The sequence below is a fragment of the Vallicoccus soli genome (assembly GCF_003594885.1).
Lineage (GTDB): Bacteria > Actinomycetota > Actinomycetes > Motilibacterales > Motilibacteraceae > Vallicoccus > Vallicoccus soli.
Window position 1 is genome coordinate 41,644 of the sequence record NZ_QZEZ01000008.1, and the last position, 16,934, is coordinate 58,577.

Annotated in this window: 13 protein-coding genes; 8 read left to right on the top strand and 5 right to left on the bottom strand. The window is 75.1% G+C overall.

Features of this window, described 5'->3' with window-relative positions:
• Positions 1 to 17 precede the first annotated feature (17 nt).
• The 3 genes from D5H78_RS15460 to D5H78_RS15470 all read right to left on the bottom strand — a co-directional run bounded on the left by D5H78_RS15460 (position 18) and on the right by D5H78_RS15470 (position 2,793).
• Positions 18 to 797 (bottom strand): glycosyltransferase family 2 protein, encoded by a 780-nt coding sequence (locus tag D5H78_RS15460; protein ID WP_119951405.1) that lies wholly within the window; start codon positions 795 to 797, stop codon positions 18 to 20.
• Positions 794 to 1,870 (bottom strand): hypothetical protein, encoded by a 1,077-nt coding sequence (locus D5H78_RS15465; RefSeq protein WP_133412081.1) that lies wholly within the window; start codon positions 1,868 to 1,870, stop codon positions 794 to 796. Before D5H78_RS15465 ends, D5H78_RS15460 begins: the two co-directional genes overlap by 4 nt.
• 98 nt (positions 1,871 to 1,968) lie before the next feature.
• Positions 1,969 to 2,793: a class I SAM-dependent methyltransferase gene (locus tag D5H78_RS15470; protein WP_119951407.1), complete on the bottom strand. Its 825-nt coding sequence runs from the start codon at positions 2,791 to 2,793 to the stop codon at positions 1,969 to 1,971.
• A 278-nt stretch (positions 2,794 to 3,071) separates the two neighbouring features.
• On the opposite strand from D5H78_RS15470, the gene rpsA reads away from it, so the two are divergent.
• The 5 genes from rpsA to D5H78_RS15495 all read left to right on the top strand — a co-directional run bounded on the left by rpsA (position 3,072) and on the right by D5H78_RS15495 (position 9,431).
• Positions 3,072 to 4,553, top strand: a complete 1,482-nt coding sequence (rpsA, locus tag D5H78_RS15475) for a 30S ribosomal protein S1 (RefSeq protein WP_119951408.1) — start codon at positions 3,072 to 3,074, stop codon at positions 4,551 to 4,553.
• A 166-nt stretch (positions 4,554 to 4,719) separates the two neighbouring features.
• A complete protein-coding gene (locus tag D5H78_RS15480) occupies positions 4,720 to 5,418 on the top strand; it encodes a hypothetical protein (protein WP_119951409.1) in 699 nt (232 codons plus the stop codon).
• Complete coding sequence (gene coaE / locus D5H78_RS15485; protein WP_119951410.1) at positions 5,415 to 6,041, top strand: dephospho-CoA kinase; 627 nt, start codon at positions 5,415 to 5,417, stop codon at positions 6,039 to 6,041. The genes D5H78_RS15480 and coaE overlap by 4 nt, the downstream gene beginning before the upstream one ends.
• Positions 6,042 to 6,087: 46 nt before the next feature.
• Positions 6,088 to 8,196: an excinuclease ABC subunit UvrB gene (gene uvrB / locus D5H78_RS15490; protein WP_119951411.1), complete on the top strand. Its 2,109-nt coding sequence runs from the start codon at positions 6,088 to 6,090 to the stop codon at positions 8,194 to 8,196.
• 212 nt (positions 8,197 to 8,408) lie between these two features.
• A complete protein-coding gene (locus D5H78_RS15495; protein WP_119951412.1) occupies positions 8,409 to 9,431 on the top strand; it encodes a TerC family protein in 1,023 nt (340 codons plus the stop codon).
• A gap of 21 nt (positions 9,432 to 9,452) precedes the next feature.
• Here the strand turns inward: D5H78_RS15495 and D5H78_RS15500 are convergent, their stop codons facing one another.
• The gene (locus tag D5H78_RS15500) at positions 9,453 to 10,106 is read right to left on the bottom strand and encodes an MBL fold metallo-hydrolase (protein ID WP_177891263.1); all 654 of its coding nucleotides are present in this window, start codon (positions 10,104 to 10,106) and stop codon (positions 9,453 to 9,455) included.
• A 60-nt stretch (positions 10,107 to 10,166) separates the two neighbouring features.
• On the bottom strand, positions 10,167 to 10,946 hold the full coding sequence (locus D5H78_RS15505; RefSeq protein WP_165865766.1) for a maleylpyruvate isomerase family mycothiol-dependent enzyme: 780 nt from the start codon (positions 10,944 to 10,946) through the stop codon (positions 10,167 to 10,169).
• 154 nt (positions 10,947 to 11,100) lie between these two features.
• On the opposite strand from D5H78_RS15505, the gene uvrA reads away from it, so the two are divergent.
• The 3 genes from uvrA (at position 11,101) to uvrC (ending at position 16,749) form a co-directional block, all read left to right on the top strand.
• Positions 11,101 to 14,070 (top strand): excinuclease ABC subunit UvrA, encoded by a 2,970-nt coding sequence (uvrA, locus tag D5H78_RS15510; RefSeq protein WP_119951537.1) that lies wholly within the window; start codon positions 11,101 to 11,103, stop codon positions 14,068 to 14,070.
• Between the two features lie 161 nt (positions 14,071 to 14,231).
• The gene (locus tag D5H78_RS15515) at positions 14,232 to 14,687 is read left to right on the top strand and encodes a Rieske (2Fe-2S) protein (protein ID WP_119951414.1); all 456 of its coding nucleotides are present in this window, start codon (positions 14,232 to 14,234) and stop codon (positions 14,685 to 14,687) included.
• A 61-nt stretch (positions 14,688 to 14,748) separates the two neighbouring features.
• Entirely contained in the window at positions 14,749 to 16,749 is a 2,001-nt protein-coding gene (uvrC, locus tag D5H78_RS15520) for an excinuclease ABC subunit UvrC (protein WP_119951415.1), read from the top strand.
• Positions 16,750 to 16,934: the final 185 nt, after the last annotated feature.

Here is a 16,934-nt window from a genome sequence, read left to right on the forward strand (position 1 = left end):
AGCGGGAGGGCCGGCGCCTAGCGCGCCGGCCGGCGCTCCTGCAGGTCCGCGGCGATCTTGGCGAGCACGGCCCGGTCCACCGGGTCGCGCTCGCCGAGGCCGAAGAGCCCGTCGAGCGCCGCGTCGTCGAACGCGCCGTTCGTGATGGTCGGCAGCTGCGCGCGGCGGTAGTAGTGGTAGTCGCAGAGCACCTGGTCGACGTGGCGCACGGCGAACGGGTGCCGCAGCACGATGCGCACGACGAGGTCCCAGTCGACGAGCCGGTGCAGCTCCTCGTCGAAGCCGCCGACCTCGTCGACCACCCAGCGCCGGTGGACCATGACGTTGGTGTCGATGGTGTTGTGCCGCAGCAGCGCCGCGGGGTTGTACGGCGGCGAGGACGTGCGCCGGGCGACGACCCGGGCGTCCCCGGGCGGGCCGTCGAGGAGGAACAGGTGCCGCCCGCAGTAGGCGAGCACGTCCTCCTCGCGCAGCTCGGACACCATGACCTCGAGGAACTCCGGGGACCACGTGTTGTCGGTGTCGAGGTAGGCGACGAGCTCGCCGCGCGCGGCCGCGAGCGCGGCGTTGCGGGCCGCGGAGACGCCGCGCGCCGGCTGCGCCAGCACGCGCAGCCGCGGGTCGGCGACGCTCGCGAGCAGGTCGGCGGTCCCGTCGGTCGAGCCGTCGTCGACGACGACGAGCTCGAGGTCGGGCATGCTCTGCCCGAGCACCGAGTGCACGGCGCGGGGGAGCAGCGCCGCCCGGTCGCGGGTGGGCATCACGACGGTGACGAGGGGCGCGCGCTCCTCGCTCACGCGGTCGCCCCCGCGGTCCCCGTCGGGGCGGGGTCGAGCCCGAGCAGCCGCGCGAACGCTTCGTCGAAGCGCGGCCAGAAGGAGCCGTGCTGCTCCGGCACGCCCATCCGCTCCGCCGTGTCGAGGAAGTGCCAGCGCCCCCGCGCCCCGAGCTGCGCGTCGACCCGCTCGCCGACGACCGCCGTCGGGTAGACGTTCACGTCCGTGACGAACGGGCGCCCGTCGCCGGCCCGCCGCACGTGGTCCACGCAGAACCAGTCGAGCCCGAGCACCTCTCCCACCCTGCGCACCTGCTCCTCTTCCTCGTCGGTCATCACGTACGTCGGCTCGTGCCCCTCGAGGGTGCCGAGCCCCACCTCCCACGCGCTGCTGCTCACCACGTCGCCCGGGTGGACCGTGCCGAGCAGGTGGAAGGTGCGGTAGCGCCGGTGCAGCCCGTCCGGCCCGCGCGCGTCGACGTAGGCGAACGCGCGGTGCCCGGGGGCCAGCGGCGGACGGTACGGCACGAGCTCCTTCGCGCTCGTCTGGCCCGGGCCCTTGACGACCACGAGGTCGCCCGCGCGCGGCTCCGGGTCGGGCACGCTGACGCCCGCGTCGCGGAGCCGGGCGAAGGTCCCCGCCCGGTGGTAGGCGTCGTACGCGCCCAGCGGGTTGAGCACCGGCGCGCCGGGCCGCGCCCGGGCGAGCATCCGCTCCAGCGCCGGGCGGACCTCCGGGGCCACGGGGTCCTGGGTGTGCACCCACAGCACGTCGGCGCCCTCCGGCTCGTCCACGACGGCGTGCACCAGCCGGCTGCGCTCGTTGACCCAGAAGGCCGTGACCGGGCTGAAGCGCGTCCCGCGCACCGGGCCCTCGAGCAGGCAGAGCCGCACCGGCTTGCCCGCCGCCGCCCGCGCGTGGCGCCGCCGGCGGGCCGCGGTGAGCGGGCCGGGGCCGTACCCGATGCGCGACGGCGGCACCCCCGCGGCGAGCCAGCCGAGCGGCTGCAGGGGGGAGGCGTAGCGGCGCAGCCGCCAGCCGAGCCGGGAGTCGAGGCGGTCGCCGAGCCCCCACGGCAGGCGCGTGTCCCGCACCTGCTCCGACCACACCCACCGCACCCGCCCGGACCTCCCGCCGCACCGACCCCGCACCTGCACCTCCGCCGCCCCTCCGCTGCCCCGCCGGGGCCCTCCTACGCCGCCGGCAGCTCGCAGCGGAAGACCGCGGTGCCGGGGACCAGCCGCCCGCGCAGCGGGCTCCAGCCGCCCCACGTCGTGGTGCGCCCCGCCGGCCACTCCGGCTCGACGAGGTCGACGAGGCGGAACCCGGCGGCGACGACGTCGCGCACGTGGTCCCCGACCGTCCGGTGGTGCTCGGAGTACGTCGCGCGCCCCGCCGCGTCGAGCTCGACGTACGGCGTCCGGTCGAAGTAGGACGACGTCACCCGCAGGCCCCCGGGCCCGGGGTCGTCGGGCAGGCACCACCGGACGGGGTGGGTCACCGAGAACACCCAGAGCCCGCCGGGGCGCAGCACCCGGGCCACCTCCCGGTGCACGGTGCGCGGGTCCGCGACGAAGGGCAGGGCGCCGTACGCCGAGCAGGCCAGGTCGACGCTCGACGTCGCGAGGGGGAGGGCGCGGGCGTCGGCCTGCACGAGCGGCACGGGGACGCCGGTCTCGGCGTCGAGCCGGCGCGCCGCGGCGAGCATCCCGGCCGACACGTCGACCCCGACGGCGTCGCAGCCGCGGCTGCGCAGCCAGCGCGCGCCCTGGGCGGCGCCGCACCCCACCTCGACGGCGCGGCGCCCGGCCACCGGCCCGAGCAGCCCGGCGTCCTGCTCGGCGAGCCCCTCGGGGCCCCACACCAGGGCGACGTCGCCGAGGTCGGCGCGGTGCTCCGCGAGGTACGCGCCCGCCTCGGCGTCCCACCAGCCCCGCGCCGCGGCCGCGGCCTCGGCGGGGTCCACGTCGGTGCGCGCGACGCCGGCCGGCGGGCCGGGCGGCGGGGGAGCCTCCACCGGGGCGAGGTTAGTGGCAGGATCCGGAGCGGCCGACGGCGCCGCGGCAGCCGGGGCGGGCCCGCGGGGACCGGTGCGGACCCCGCGTTGACCCGGCCTGCGCGCGCGCCGTACGCTGGTCGACGCGCCACGGGTCTGCGCGTCCTCGGACGGAGCGGGCCGCGCTCGTAGGTGTCGATCGTCGTCCCCGCCCTCGCGGACCCACGGCCCCGGCAGGTTACGGAAGGGCCCGTCGCGCGCGCCCGACGACACCTGTCCGCAACGGAGTCCCCCAGCACATGACGGCCAGCACCGACGCCCCCTCGATCGCCACGACGCCCACCGTCGCGGTGAACGACATCGGGTCCGAGGAAGACTTCCTCGCAGCGATCGACCAGACGATCAAGTACTTCAACGACGGCGACATCGTCGAGGGGGTCATCGTCAAGGTCGACCGCGACGAGGTCCTGCTCGACATCGGCTACAAGACCGAGGGCGTCATCCCCTCGCGCGAGCTGTCGATCAAGCACGACGTCGACCCCAACGAGGTCGTCGCCGTCGGCGACGAGGTCGAGGCCCTGGTCCTCCAGAAGGAGGACAAGGAGGGCCGGCTCATCCTGTCCAAGAAGCGCGCCCAGTACGAGCGCGCCTGGGGCACGATCGAGAAGATCAAGGACGAGGACGGCATCGTCGAGGGCACCGTCATCGAGGTCGTCAAGGGCGGTCTCATCCTCGACATCGGGCTGCGCGGCTTCCTCCCGGCCTCGCTCGTGGAGATGCGCCGCGTGCGCGACCTGCAGCCCTACGTGGGCCAGAAGCTCGAGGCCAAGATCATCGAGCTCGACAAGAACCGCAACAACGTGGTCCTGTCGCGCCGCGCCTGGCTCGAGCAGACCCAGTCCGCGGTCCGCCAGAACTTCCTGACGACCCTGCAGAAGGGCCAGGTCCGCTCGGGCGTCGTCTCGTCGATCGTCAACTTCGGCGCCTTCGTCGACCTCGGCGGCGTCGACGGCCTCGTGCACGTCTCCGAGCTGTCCTGGAAGCACATCGACCACCCCTCCGAGGTCGTCGAGGTCGGCCAGGAGGTCACGGTCGAGGTCCTCGACGTCGACATGGACCGCGAGCGGGTCTCGCTGTCGCTCAAGGCGACGCAGGAGGACCCGTGGCAGCAGTTCGCCCGGACCCACCAGATCGGCCAGGTCGTCCCCGGCAAGGTCACCAAGCTCGTGCCGTTCGGCGCGTTCGTGCGCGTCGACGAGGGCATCGAGGGCCTCGTCCACATCTCCGAGCTGGCCGAGCGCCACGTCGAGATCCCCGAGCAGGTCGTCCAGGTCGGCGACGAGATCTTCGTCAAGGTCATCGACATCGACCTCGACCGCCGGCGCATCTCGCTCTCGCTCAAGCAGGCCAACGAGGGTGTGACCGGCGACGCCGAGTTCGACCCGACCCTCTACGGCATGGCCGCGTCCTACGACGCGCAGGGCAACTACATCTGGCCGGAGGGCTTCGACCCCGAGACCAACGACTGGCTGCCCGGCTACGAGCAGCAGCGCGAGGAGTGGGAGCGGTCCTACGCCGAGGCGCAGGCCCGCTACGAGGCGCACCGCAAGCAGGTCGAGGACTCCCGCGCGGCCGAGGCCGAGGCGGCGAGCACCGGCACCCCGGCGGCGTCCTCGGGCCCGGCCCCGTCGACGTACTCCTCGGAGTCGCCCGAGGCGAGCGGCACGCTGGCCTCGGACGAGGCCCTCGCCGCGCTGCGCGAGAAGCTCACCGGCGGCTGAGCAGCAGCACCCGCACGACCCGCGGCCCCTCCGCGGCGCACGTCGAGCCCCCGTCCGGTCCGCCGGGCGGGGGCTCGCCGCGTCCCGGGGACGCGCTCGCGGGCTCCGCCCGCCCCGTGCTCGCCCCTCCCCGGGCACGCCCGCGGGCCCGGCTAGGGTGCGGGGCGTGAGGAGCCGAGCGACGCCCGCCGCCCGCCTGCTGCCCGCGCTGGTCCTGCCCGCGCTCCTGCCGGCGCTCCTGCTCAGCGGCTGCTCCGGGTCGGGCGACGGCGACGGGGACGCCGGGGGCGCCGCGACGCCGGGGGGCGCGCCCGCGGCGACCGGCACGGCCACGCCGCCGGCCGGGCCCGCCGCGGCGCCGGCGCCCGTCGCCCTGCCGCGCGACTGCCCGGGGCTCGTGCCGTCGACCCGCCTCGTCGAGGCCCTGGCCCGCCCCCTGCCCGGCCCCGGCGCGGTGGTGCGCCAGGGCCCCGAGGCCGCGTCCGGGCGCGAGGGCCGCACCACCTGCACGTGGGGGCGCACGCGCCGTGCCGGCGAGCCCGCCCTCGAGGTCGCGCTCAGCGCCTACGGCACCGCGGAGGTGGCCGCCGGCCGGGTCGACGCGACCGTGGAGCGGGCCAGCGGCCGCGGCGACGCCGTCGCGCCGCAGCCGGTCGGCGCGGTCGACGGCTTCCTCATCACCGGCCGGACGGCGAGCAGCGTGGTCCTCGCGTCCGGGCGGGCGACCCTCGTCGTGACCCTGGCCCGCGGCGTGGTGCCGCCGGCGGCGGTGCGCCCGGCGCTCGTCGAGGCCGCGCAGGCGGTGCTCGACGCCCGCCCGGAGCCCCTGGACGGGGCACCGCCCGCGACCCCGGGCACGCGGTGACCGGGCCGGGCCCCGCGGGGCGGCGCGTCCGGCGGGTCGGCCTCACGGGCGGCATCGGCGCCGGCAAGAGCGCCGCGTCCGCGGCGCTGGCCCGCCGCGGGGCCGTCGTCGTCGACGCCGACCTGCTGGCGCGCGAGGTCGTCGCGCCCGGCACCCCCGGCCTGGCCGCGGTCGCCGGGGCGTTCGGTCCCGGGGTCCTGCGCCCGGACGGCGCGCTGGACCGCCCCGCGCTGGCCGCGGTCGTCTTCGCGGACCCGCGGCGCCGCGCCGAGCTCGACGCCCTGGTGCACCCGCGCGTACGGGCCCTCGCGGCCGAGCGCGAGGCCGCGGCGCCGGACGGCGCGGTGGTCGTGCACGACGTGCCGCTGCTCGTGGAGACGGGCCAGGAGGGGTCGTACGACCTGGTCGTCGTCGTGGACGCCCCCGTGGAGCTGCAGGTGCGCCGGCTCGTCGAGGGCCGCGGGATGGACGAGGAGCAGGCGCGCGCACGCGTCGCCGCGCAGGCCGGCCGCGAGCGCCGGCTCGCCGCGGCCGACGTGGTCCTCGACGGCTCCGGGGACCTCGCGGCGCTCGAGGAGCAGGTGGAGCGGCTGTGGGCGCGGCTCGTGTCCGCCGAGGGCTGACGCCGGGGACCCGAACCTGTCGGGGCGCGGACGTACGCTCGGACGCGTGAGACCGACGACCGACATCGTCCGCAGCGTCGCCCCCTTCGAGGTGGTCAGCGAGTTCTCCCCGTCCGGCGACCAGCCGGCGGCGATCGACGAGCTCGCGCGCCGGGTGCGGGCGGGCGAGCGCGACGTCGTGCTGCTCGGCGCGACGGGCACGGGCAAGAGCGCGACGACGGCGTGGCTCATCGAGCGCCTGCAGCGCCCCACCCTCGTGCTGGCGCCCAACAAGACCCTCGCCGCCCAGCTGGCGAACGAGTTCCGCGAGCTGCTGCCCAACAACGCGGTGGAGTACTTCGTCTCGTACTACGACTACTACCAGCCCGAGGCGTACGTCCCGCAGACCGACACCTACATCGAGAAGGACTCGTCGGTGAACGACGAGGTCGAGCGGCTGCGCCACTCGACGACGTCCTCGCTGCTCACCCGTCGCGACGTCGTCGTGGTGGCCACGGTGTCGTGCATCTACGGCCTGGGCACCCCGCAGGAGTACGTCGACCGCATGACCCGCCTGCGGGTCGGGGACACCGTCGACCGCGACCAGCTGCTCCGGCAGTTCGTGACGATGCAGTACACCCGCAACGACCTCTCGTTCACCCGCGGCACCTTCCGGGTGCGCGGCGACACGGTCGAGATCATCCCGGTGTACGAGGAGCTCGCGGTCCGCATCGAGTTCTTCGGCGACGAGATCGAGCAGATCTTCACGCTCCACCCGCTCACCGGCGAGGTGGTGCGCGAGGAGCAGGAGATGTACGTCTTCCCCGCCTCGCACTACGTCGCCGGCCCGGAGCGCATGGAGCGGGCGATCGCCGACATCGAGCTCGAGCTGGCCGAGCGCCTGCAGGTCATGGAGCGCGAGGGCAAGCTCCTCGAGGCGCAGCGCCTGCGCATGCGCACGAGCTACGACATCGAGATGATGCGCCAGGTCGGGTTCTGCTCCGGCATCGAGAACTACTCGCGGCACATGGACGGGCGCGAGGCCGGCTCCGCGCCGAACTGCCTGCTGGACTACTTCCCCGAGGACTACCTCCTCGTCGTCGACGAGTCGCACGTGACCGTGCCGCAGATCGGCTCGATGTACGAGGGCGACATGTCCCGCAAGCGCACCCTCGTCGACCACGGCTTCCGCCTGCCCAGCGCGATGGACAACCGCCCGCTGAAGTGGGAGGAGTTCCTCGAGCGCGTCGGGCAGACGGTCTACCTCTCCGCGACCCCGGGGCCGTACGAGCTGGGCCGCAGCAAGGGCGTCGTGGAGCAGATCATCCGCCCCACCGGCCTCGTCGACCCCGAGGTCGTCGTCAAGCCGACGAAGGGCCAGATCGACGACCTGGTCCACGAGATCCGCCAGCGCACCGAGCGCGACGAGCGGGTGCTCGTCACCACCCTGACCAAGAAGATGTCCGAGGACCTCACGGACTACCTGCTCGAGCTCGGCGTGCGGGTGCGCTACCTGCACAGCGAGGTCGACACGCTGCGGCGGGTCGAGCTGCTGCGCGAGCTGCGCCAGGGCGAGTACGACGTGCTCGTCGGCATCAACCTGCTGCGCGAGGGCCTCGACCTGCCCGAGGTGTCGCTCGTGGCGATCCTCGACGCGGACAAGGAGGGCTTCCTGCGCTCCTCGACCTCGCTCATCCAGACCATCGGCCGCGCCGCGCGCAACGTGTCCGGCCAGGTGCACATGTACGCGGACACCATCACCCCCTCGATGGCGCACGCGATCGAGGAGACCAACCGGCGCCGGGCCAAGCAGGTGGCGTACAACGAGGCGCGGGGGGTCGACCCGCAGCCGCTGCGCAAGCGCATCGCCGACATCACCGACCTGCTCGCCCGCGAGGACGCGGACACCGAGAAGCTGCTCGGCGGGTCCGGGCGCCAGCAGTCGCGCGGCAAGGCGCCGGTGCCGGGGCTGTCGTCCAAGGGCGCGGGGCAGCACGCGCGCGAGGTCGCGGGCTCGATGCCCTCGACCGAGCTCGCCGACCTCATCCAGCAGCTGTCGGACCAGATGCGCGCGGCGGCCGCCGACCTGCAGTTCGAGGTCGCCGCCCGGCTGCGCGACGAGATCGCCGAGCTGAAGAAGGAGCTGCGCGGGATGCACGCCGCCGGCATGGCCTGAGCGCCGCGGGCAGGACCGCCGGGCACGATTAGGCGGGGGCCGCCCTCGTCAGCCACACTGACCCGGTCGTGGAGGGGAGTACTCCCGCCAGCGGCGGCGTCGTCAGCACGGTGCTCCCCACCACGGGGATCCCCGGCGCCGTCGGTCCCGGACCCCGGTCCGGGGCGGAGGAGACCTCCGGCCGTCGCTCGTCCTTCGCCGGAGGTCTGCCCGTGGAGCCCGCCTGGGTCTGGTTCGCCACCGTGGGGGGCGTGCTCGCCCTCATCCTCTTCGACCTCGTGCGGGCGGTGCACCGCCCGCACGAGCCGTCGCTGAAGGAGGCGGGGGCCTGGACCGCCGTCTACGTGGGCATCGCCGTCGTCTTCGGCATCGGGATGCTCATCACGACGGGCACCGGGCACGGCGGGGAGTTCTTCGCGGGCTGGCTCACCGAGTACAGCCTGTCGGTGGACAACCTGTTCGTCTTCGTCATCATCATGGCGCGGTTCTCGGTGCCGCGGCAGTACCAGCAGATCGTGCTCATCGTCGGCATCCTGCTCGCCCTCGTGTTCCGCGGGATCTTCATCGCCCTGGGCGCGGCGGCGATCGAGAGCTTCTCCTGGGTCTTCTACCTCTTCGGCGCCTTCCTCATCTACACCGCCGTGAACCTGGCGCGCGGGCACGAGGAGGACGAGGAGTTCAAGGAGAACGCCGTCCTGCGCCTGGTGCGGCGGGTGCTGCCGACCACCGACGAGTACCACGGGGCCAGCCTGACCACGCGGGTCGACGGCCGGCGCTTCGTCACCCCGATGCTCGTCGTCATGGTCGCCATCGGCACCACGGACCTGCTCTTCGCGCTCGACTCGATCCCGGCGATCTACGGGCTCACCGAGGACCCGTACATCGTGTTCACGGCCAACGCCTTCGCGCTCATGGGGCTGCGCCAGCTGTACTTCCTGCTGGGCGGGCTCCTGGACCGGCTGGTCTACCTCAGCTACGGCCTGTCCTTCATCCTCGCCTTCATCGGCGTGAAGCTCGTCCTCGAGGCGCTGCACACCAACGAGCTGCCCTTCATCAACGGCGGCGAGCACGTCGGCTGGGCGCCGGAGATCCCGATCTGGCTCTCGCTGATCGTCATCCTCGGCACGCTCGTGCTCACGACGGTGCTCAGCCTGGCCAAGTCCCGCCGCGACGACCGCCGCGAGCTCGAGCGCGCGGCGGCCGGCCGCGCCGGGCACACCGACTGGACCGCCTGAGCCGCGCGGCGCGCCCGCGGGCTACCAGCCCCGGGCGCGCCACGCGCCGAGCGACGGCCGCTCGGCGCCCAGGGTGGTGTCCGCCCCGTGCCCCGGGTAGACCCACGTCGCGTCCGGCAGCGGGCCGAACACCTCGCGCTCGAGGTCGTCCATGAGCGAGGTGAAGTCGGCCGGCGAGGTGGTGCGCCCCGGGCCGCCCGGGAACAGCGCGTCGCCGGTGAACAGGTGCACCGAGCCGTCCGCGGCCTCGTGCAGCAGCGCGACCGAGCCCGGGGTGTGGCCGCGGAGCGCGACGACGCGCAGCCCCATGTCGCCGACCCAGACCTCGTCACCGTGCGCGAGCGGGTCGTCGGTGGCGACCGGGATGCCCTCGACGTCGTCGGCGCCGGCCGCCGTGCGGGCCCCGGTGGCGGCGACGACGTCGCCGAGCGCCTGCCAGTGGTCCGCGTGCCGGTGCGTCGTCACCACGCGCTGCAGGGGCTCGTCGCCGAGCAGGCGCAGCAGCGCCGGCGCGTCGTCGGCGGCGTCGACGAGGAGCCGCTGCCCGGTGGTGCGGCTCTCGAGCAGGTACGCGTTGTTCGCCATCGCCCCGACGGCGAGCTTGGTGACGCGCAGCTCGCCCGCCTCGCGGACGTCGGCGGGGCCGCCGACGGTGACGTCGCCGGTGTAGGTCACGGGGGTCCCTCCGGGTGGGTGCGGGTGCGCCGCGGGGTCGGTACGGGTGCTCGGGCGGGCTCAGGCCCAGCGCGGCGCGGGCGGCACCGGGCCGTCGGGGTCGGGGCGCAGGCCGTCGCCGGACGAGCGGCCGGTGAGCCAGGCGAGCAGCGCGCTCGGCGGGCCGTGCAGGTCGGGCCCGCGCGCGCCCACCTCCCAGGACGGCCCCGCGGGCGCGCTGCGCAGCGCGCGCACCGGCGTCTCGCGGGCGTGGCGGAACAGCGGCGCCAGGTCGTCGAGCGTGCGCAGGACGAAGTCCTCGGGCCAGTGGGCCGGCGTCGTGCCGACGTCGAGGTCGACGAGGTGCACCTCGAGCTCGCGCCGCCGGCCCCAGGGCAGGTCGCGCCCGGGCAGCTCCGTGCCCGAGGAGGTCCGCACCACGGCGTCGAGCGCCGGCCCGCGCAGGTCCTGCAGCGCCGCGTCGAGCCGGGCCGCCGAGGCCTCGAGGTCGGCGAGGTGCTCGGCGAGGGGCCGCCCCGCGCCGCGCTCGATGTCGGCGTCGCGGGTGGCGCGGTCGGCGTACATGGGCGTCTCCTCGCCGGTGGCCGCCCACCGCACGAGGTTGACCATGCCGTCGGCGTTGCGCGCCACGTGCGCGAGCACGTGCCCGCGGGTCCAGCCGGGCAGCAGGCTGGGCGCGCGGACCGCGGCCCCGTCGAGCCCGCGCGCGGCGTCGAGGAAGCGCCGGGTGCTGGCCGCCAGCGGCTCCCGCCAGGGCGGCGCGGACCCCGGCGCGGCGGCGTCCGCGCCGCCGGGGCCGGGCTGCGGCGGGACCGGGACGGGGGCCGTGGGCGTGCTCACGCGCGCGACGCTAGCCGCCCCCGCTCCGGCGCGAAACCGTCGGAGGGCCCGCATAGCATGGCTGTCGCCCCTCGGACCCCTCGCCGGCCCCGCCCCCCCCCCGCGCCCGGCGCGCCGCCCGCGGAGCGCCCCGTACCCCGACCGGAAGAGACCCGTGGCCGACCGCCTCATCGTCCGTGGTGCCCGCGAGCACAACCTCAAGGACGTCTCCCTCGACCTGCCGCGGGACAGCCTCATCGTCTTCACGGGGCTGTCCGGGTCCGGCAAGTCGAGCCTCGCCTTCGACACGATCTTCGCGGAGGGCCAGCGCCGCTACGTCGAGTCCCTCTCGGCCTACGCCCGCCAGTTCCTCGGGCAGATGGACAAGCCCGACGTCGACTTCATCGAGGGCCTGTCGCCGGCGGTGTCGATCGACCAGAAGTCGACCTCGCGCAACCCGCGGTCGACGGTCGGCACGATCACCGAGGTCTACGACTACCTGCGCCTGCTCTTCGCCCGCGCCGGGCGCGCCCACTGCCCGGTCTGCGGCGCGCCCATCGCGCGCCAGACCCCGCAGCAGATCGTCGACCGGGTGCTCGAGCTCGCCGAGGGCACCCGCTTCCAGGTGCTGGCCCCCGTGGTGCGGGGGCGCAAGGGGGAGTACGCCGACCTCTTCCGCGAGCTGCAGACCAAGGGCTACAGCCGCGCCCGGGTCGACGGCACGGTGCTGCCGCTCGCCGAGTCGCCCAAGCTCAAGAAGCAGGAGAAGCACACGATCGAGGTGGTCGTCGACCGCCTCGCGGTGAAGGCGAGCGCCAAGCAGCGCCTCACGGACTCCGTCGAGACCGCGCTCGGCCTCGCCGACGGCATCGTCGTGCTCGACTTCGTCGACCTGCCCGAGGACGACCCCGACCGGGAGCGGCGGTTCTCCGAGAAGCTCGCGTGCCCGAACGACCACCCGCTGTCGGTCGAGGACCTCGAGCCGCGCTCGTTCTCCTTCAACGCCCCCTACGGCGCGTGCCCGGACTGCACCGGCCTCGGCACGAAGATGGAGATCGACCCCGAGCTGCTCGTCCCCGACGAGGACCTCTCGCTGCGCGACGGCGCGGTGGCGCCGTGGGCGGTCGGGCAGTCCGCGGACTACTTCGTGCGCCTGCTCGAGGCGCTGGCCGAGACGCTCGGCTTCGACGTCGACACCCCGTGGCGCAAGCTGCCCAAGCGGGCCAAGGACGCGGTGCTGCACGGCCTCGACTACGAGGTCCACGTGAAGTACCGCAACCGCTACGGGCGCGAGCGCTCGTACTACACGGGCTTCGAGGGCGCGATCCCCTTCGTGCGCCGCCGGCACTCCGAGACCGACTCGGACTGGAGCCGGGAGCGCTACGAGGGCTACATGCGCGAGGTGCCCTGCCCCACCTGCGGCGGGGCGCGGCTCAAGCCGGAGGTGCTCGCGGTCACCGTCGGCGGGCGCAGCATCGCCGAGGTCACCGCCCTGCCGATCCGCGGCTGCGACGCGTTCCTGCGCGAGGTCGAGCTGGCCCCGCGGGAGCGGCAGATCGCCGAGCAGGTGCTCAAGGAGATCCACGCCCGGCTCGGGTTCCTCCTCGACGTCGGCCTGGACTACTTGAGCCTGGACCGGCCGGCGGGGACGCTGTCCGGCGGCGAGGCGCAGCGCATCCGGCTGGCCACCCAGATCGGCGCCGGCCTCGTCGGCGTCCTCTACGTGCTCGACGAGCCGTCGATCGGGCTGCACCAGCGCGACAACCGCCGGCTCATCGACACGCTCACCCGCCTGCGCGACCTCGGCAACACCCTCATCGTCGTCGAGCACGACGAGGACACCATCAAGGTCGCGGACTGGGCGGTGGACATCGGCCCGGGCGCGGGGGAGCACGGCGGGCAGGTCGTCGTCAGCGGCCCGGTGCAGGAGCTGCTCGACAGCCCCGACTCGCTCACGGGCGCCTACCTCGCCGGCCGCCGGTCGATCCCGGTCCCCGCCGAGCGGCGCCCGCGCGACCCGGCGCGCCAGCTCGTCGTCAAGGGCGCGCGCGAGCACAACCTGCGCGGCGTCGACGTGGCCTTCCCGCTGGGCTGCCTCGTCGCCGTCACCGGGGTGTCCGGGTCCGGCAAGTCCACGCTGGTCAACGACATCCTCTACACGGTGCTGGCGAACAAGCTCAACGGCGCCCGCCGGGTGCCCGGGCGGCACAAGACCGTGACCGGCCTGGAGCACCTCGACAAGGTCGTGCACGTCGACCAGAGCCCGATCGGGCGCACGCCGCGGTCCAACCCGGCGACGTACACCGGGGTCTTCGACCACATGCGCAAGCTGTTCGCCGAGACGCAGGAGGCCAAGGTCCGCGGCTACCTGCCGGGCCGGTTCTCCTTCAACGTCAAGGGCGGGCGCTGCGAGGCGTGCTCCGGCGACGGCACGCTGAAGATCGAGATGAACTTCCTCCCGGACGTCTACGTCCCGTGCGAGGTGTGCCACGGTGCGCGCTACAACCGCGAGACGCTCGAGGTGCACTTCAAGGGCAGGACGATCGCCGAGGTCCTCGACATGCCGATCGAGGAGGCGGCCGACTTCTTCGAGGCGGTCCCGGCGATCGCGCGGCACCTGCGGACCCTCGTCGACGTCGGGCTCGGGTACGTCCGCCTGGGCCAGCCCGCGCCGACCCTGTCCGGCGGCGAGGCGCAGCGCGTCAAGCTCGCCGCGGAGCTGCAGAAGCGCTCGTCCGGGCGCACCGTCTACGTGCTCGACGAGCCGACGACGGGCCTGCACTTCGAGGACATCAGCAAGCTGCTCGGCGTGCTGACGAGCCTGGTGGACAAGGGCAACACGGTCGTCGTCATCGAGCACAACCTCGACGTCATCAAGACCGCGGACTGGATCGTCGACATGGGCCCGGAGGGCGGCTCGGGCGGTGGCACGGTCGTCGCCCAGGGCACGCCCGAGCAGGTCGCGGCGACCGAGGGGAGCTACACCGGCCAGTTCCTGCGCGAGGTGCTCACCGTCCCCGCGGCGGCGGCCCGCTCCGGCCCGGCGGGCACGGGGCGCGCCCGCAGCTCCGCCGGCCCCGCCGCGAAGGGTGCGGCCCGGGGGCGCGCGCGCGCCGCGGTGGGGGCGGGGACCGCCGGGTCCTGACCCCGCGGCGGGCCCGGTGCGCGGGCCGGCACCGGGGTGGCACGCCCGCGCGCCGACCGGCGCGCGGGGGTGCCGGCCGGCTGGCATGCTGGAACTCTCAAGCACCCGGCGGGCGTGCACGAGCACGCGCGCGGCGGCACCGCACCAACCCAGGAGGACGCGTGGACCAGCACGACGAGCGGCACCCCCTGCAGCCCGCGCTGCTGCCGGACCGGCGCGTGGTGCTGCGCGGCGCCCTCGGGGCCACGGTCCTGGCCGGCACCCTGAGCGCCTGCAGCGGGGCGGCCGACGAGGCAGCGCCCGGCGCGGGCGACGACGCCGCCGGGGCGACGCCGGGGACGGTCGTCGCCGCCGCGGCCGACGTGCCGGAGGGCAGCGGCGTCATCGTCGGCGGGCTCGTCGTCACCCAGCCGACGGCGGGGGAGTTCCGCGCCTTCGGCGTGACGTGCACGCACGCCCAGTGCGCGGTCCGCGACGTCGAGGGCGCCGAGATCGTCTGCCCCTGCCACGGCAGCCGGTTCTCGGTGCAGGACGGCGCGGCCCTCACCGGCCCCGCGAGCAGCCCGCTGGAGGAGGTCGCCGTCCGGCTGCAGGGCGCGGACGTGGTCCGCGCCTGACCCCTCCGCCCCGCCCGCCGCCGGGCGGGGACGGTCGGTGGCGCGACGTAGGGTTGAGGACGTGGCTGACCCGGCGACGTACCGACCTGCTCCCGGGTCGATCCCCGACTCCCCGGGGGTCTACAAGTTCCGCGACGCGACCGGACGGGTCGTCTACGTCGGCAAGGCCAAGAGCCTGCGCTCGCGCCTGTCGTCGTACTTCCAGGACCTGGCGGGCCTGCACCCGCGCACCCAGACGATGGTCACCACCGCGGCCAGCGTCGAGTGGACCGTCGTCGGCACCGAGGTCGAGGCCCTCCAGCTGGAGTACGCCTGGATCAAGGAGTTCGACCCGCGGTTCAACGTCCGCTACCGCGACGACAAGAGCTACCCGAGCCTGGCGGTGACGCTGCACGAGGAGTACCCGCGCCTCATGGTCATGCGCGGGCCCAAGAAGAAGGGCGTGCGCTACTTCGGGCCGTACGCCCACGCGTGGGCCATCCGAGAGACCCTCGACCTGCTGCTGCGGGTGTTCCCGGCGCGCACGTGCAGCGCCGGCGTGTTCAAGCGCCAGCGCATGGCCGGGCGCCCCTGCCTGCTGGGCTACATCGAGAAGTGCTCGGCGCCCTGCGTGGAGCGGGTGGGGGCCGAGGAGCACCGGCGCATCGTCGACGACTTCTGCGACTTCATGGCGGGGCAGACGTCGACGTACGTCCGCCGCCTCGAGAAGGAGATGCAGGTCGCCGCCGCGAACCTCGAGTTCGAGCGGGCGGCGCGCCTGCGCGACGACATCGGCGCGCTCGAGCGGGCGATGGAGAAGCAGGCCGTGGTCTTCGGCGACGGCACCGACGCCGACCTCATCGCGGTCGCCGAGGACGAGCTCGAGGCGGCGGTGCAGGTCTTCCACGTGCGCGGCGGGCGGGTCCGCGGCCAGCGCGGCCTGGTCGTGGACAAGGTCGAGGACGTCGACACCGGCGGGCTCGTCGAGCGCTTCCTCGAGCAGTTCTACCTCGCCGACGGCGGCCAGGAGGTGCCCCGCGAGGTGCTCGTGCCGGCGCTGCCGGAGGACCCCGACGTGGTCACCGAGATCCTGCGGCTGCACCGCGGGGGGCGGGTCGACCTGCGGGTGCCGCAGCGCGGCGACAAGCGCGCGCTGCTCGAGACGGTCACCCGCAACGCGCAGCAGGCGCTGGCCCTGCACAAGACGAAGCGGGCGAGCGACCTGACGACGCGCAGCCGCGCGCTGCAGGAGGTGCAGGACGCGCTGGAGCTCGACGAGGCGCCGCTGCGCATCGAGTGCATCGACGTGTCGAACCTGCAGGGCGACCACGTGGTGGCCTCCATGGTGGTCTTCGAGGACGGACTGGCCCGCAAGTCCGAGTACCGCCGGTTCAGCGTGCGCGGCACCGGCGGGCAGGACGACGTCGCGAGCATCCACGAGGTCGTGACCCGGCGGTTCCGCCGCTACCTGGAGGAGCGCGAGGGCGTCGTCGCGGTGGAGGGCACCCAGGACGAGCACGGCGCGCACGCGGCGGGCGGCGGGGCCCCGGCCGGCCCGGCGGCCCTCGACCCGGACACGGGCCGGCCCCGGCGCTTCGCGTACCCGCCGAACCTGCTCGTCGTCGACGGCGGCCCCCCGCAGGTCGCCGCCGCGGCGCGGGCGCTCGACGAGCTCGGCATCGACGACGTCGCGCTGTGCGGGCTCGCCAAGCGCCTGGAGGAGGTGTGGCTGCCGGGGGAGGACCACCCCGTCGTGCTGCCCCGCACCAGCGAGGGCCTCTACCTGCTGCAGCGGGTGCGCGACGAGGCGCACCGGTTCGCCATCGCCTACCACCGCCAGAAGCGCGGCAAGGGCATGGTCGAGAGCGCGCTGGACGGCGTGCCCGGGCTCGGCGAGAGCCGCCGGCGCGCGCTGCTCAAGCACTTCGGCTCCCTCAAGCGGCTGCGCGCCGCGAGCGCCGAGGAGGTGGCCGAGGTGCCGGGCATCGGCCCCCGCACCGCCGAGGCCGTCGTCGCGGCGCTGGCCGGGCAGGCCCCCGCGGCCCCCGCCGTCAACATGACGACCGGCGAGGTGCTCGACTGACCCCCGGCCCCGCAGCCCCGCCCGCCGCAGCCCCGCCCGCCGCCGCCCCGCCACCGACCCACGAGGGAGCCCTCCGCCCGTGAGCACGCCCGAGCCCGCCCCCGACGCGACCCCGGCGCCCGAGCCGGCCGCCGCCACCGACCCGGCCGCGGTCGCCGCGGCGCAGGAGGTGCGCATCCCGGAGA